Below are 2,096 nucleotides of genomic sequence, written 5' to 3' on the forward strand. Positions count from 1 at the left end.
GGCGGTAGCGTCTTGTGGATCGCTACCGCCGGCAAGCCGTGCGGCTATAGGGCGTTGCTCGAATAGATCGGGATCCGGCCTTATCGCGCCAACAACTGCGCATAGGTGTTCAAATCGATATTCCCGCCGCTGATGATCACGCCCACCCGCTTCCCCTTCAACTCGGTGGCCATCTCCCGAGCCGCTGCGAATCCCAGGCAGCCTGTTGGCTCGACCACCATCTTCATGCGCTCGGCGAAAAAGCGCATCGCCTCCACCAACTGCGCATCGCTGGCAACAAGAATATCGTCGACGTCGCGCTTGATGATGCCAAAGGTGTAATTGCCAAGGTATTGAGTCTGCGCACCGTCGGCGATGGTTTTTGGCGTGTCGATCTTGACGATGCTGCCACTGCGCAGCGACTGCTGACCATCGTTGCCCGCTTTGGGTTCTACGCCGTACAGCTTGCAGTCGGGTGCCAGAGCGCGGGTTGCGAGCGCCGAACCGCTGAGCAAACCGCCGCCACCCAGGCACACGAACAGAGCGTCCAGCGCGCCGACCTCTTCGAACAGCTCTTTCGCCGCGGTGCCCTGCCCGGCGAGGATGTCCGGATGATCGTACGGCGGAATCAGCGTCAGGCCCTGCTTCTCGGCCAACTGACGACCAATGGCTTCGCGGTCCTCCTTGTAGCGATCGTAGACCACCACCGTCGCGCCGTATTCCCTTGTGGCTGCCAGCTTGGCGGCTGGCGCATCGTGGGGCATGACGATGGTCGCGGGGATGCCCAGCAGTTGCGCCGAGAGCGCTATCCCCTGAGCGTGGTTGCCCGATGAGAACGCCACTACGCCGTGCTTGCGCTGACTGGCATCAAATTTCGACAGCGCGTTGAAGGCGCCACGAAACTTGAACGCCCCCATGCGCTGGAAATTCTCGCACTTGAAAAACACTTCCGCGCCAAGCTCACGATCTATGGTGCGTGAAGTCAGAACCGGGGTCCTGTGAGCGTGGCCTTCGATACGCTTGGCCGCAGCGATGACATCGTCATAAGTGGGGAGTACGAGCGGTTGCATAATTAACCTCAATGGTTTCAAACACGCCTCATTGGCGAAGCAGGGATTCCCCGGACGTTCTACCAGATCGCGCGATCGTCTGCTCTTTTGCATCAGGTTCGACGAGGGCGGTTGGCGCCCTATTGAATCAGCACGCCGCTGCAGCGCCCGAAAACACTGACTTTGTAGTCACGGATCGACCTTTATGTATTGGAACTACAAAAAATGTAGTCAGAAAAAATAATCACTACAAAACGATTGACGAAGCTGTTTGGCAATTGCATAGTGCAACCGTCTCCCCGATCGGGAGAGCTGGCAAAAGTATTCCGGGCCCGCTCGACAAAGCCGTCGAACAACCTCTGGATGTGTGCTGCCCACAAGGCAGATTGATGAAGCTGAACCGGCAGGATCGACCATAGGCCGAGCGCTGGCGAAACGTCCTCATGACACTTGTGGCCGACCACGAAAGTCGCCAGTGTCCTCACGACGTCCGCTGTTTCTCCCCTTCGTTTCGCATCAATCCGTGGCAGCTACTCATCGACACTACATCCTGCCAGCCCGGAAACGGCTCCGACTCTGCTTATCGATGTATCGACGGACCTTGTTTGTCAGCGTGTGAAAGGACTGCGGATCGACGGACGATTCGCCATTACGTTTGAACTAACCAGTTAGCTAAACAAATGGGCAAAAAGGGGCATCCAACCATGAATCTGAACAATCAACCTACCATTGATCAATTGGCTCGACTGTTCGCGGCGCAGAAGGACTCCCTCGATAGCCACATTCTCTGGGTTTGTGAGAAAGGTGATGTACATATGGACGGACTGGGTGCGTTCACCGAGGAGCAAGAGTTCGCCGAACAACATCCGCACATGCGTGCGCGGCTGAAGATGTACCGCAAAGGCCACGGCTACGTCGGCAAGAAGGCAGCGGCCGACAAGCAGTTCCTGGGTCAGGTGCTCGATACCCTGAGCAGTGAATGGGGCAGCGCGCGCAATCAGCCAGGCGTGCGGGTGATCGATAAACTTTGCTAAGCAACACATTACGCCGCTGACCACAGGATTTTCC

At 57.4% G+C, this 2,096-nt stretch carries 2 protein-coding genes; one reads left to right on the top strand and one right to left on the bottom strand.

What is annotated here, in order from left to right:
• Positions 1-80: 80 nt before the first annotated feature.
• Entirely contained in the window at positions 81-1,049 is a 969-nt protein-coding gene (locus tag ACRER8_RS16190) for a threo-3-hydroxy-L-aspartate ammonia-lyase (RefSeq protein WP_431747243.1), read from the bottom strand.
• A gap of 683 nt (positions 1,050-1,732) precedes the next feature.
• Between ACRER8_RS16190 and ACRER8_RS16195 the strand changes: the two genes are divergently transcribed.
• Positions 1,733-2,062, top strand: a complete 330-nt coding sequence (locus tag ACRER8_RS16195) for a hypothetical protein (protein ID WP_431747244.1) — start codon at positions 1,733-1,735, stop codon at positions 2,060-2,062.
• Positions 2,063-2,096 lie beyond the last annotated feature (34 nt).

The sequence above is a fragment of the Pseudomonas sp. genome (assembly GCF_050739935.1).
Taxonomy (GTDB): domain Bacteria; phylum Pseudomonadota; class Gammaproteobacteria; order Pseudomonadales; family Pseudomonadaceae; genus Aquipseudomonas.

Bases quoted from the DNA above. Each gene is read 5' to 3' on its own strand.
- ACRER8_RS16190 (WP_431747243.1), bottom strand. From the start codon at position 1,049: ATGCAACCGCTCGTACTCCCCACTTATGACGATGTCATCGCTGCGGCC.
- ACRER8_RS16195 (WP_431747244.1), top strand. From the start codon at position 1,733: ATGAATCTGAACAATCAACCTACCATTGATCAATTGGCTCGACTGTTC.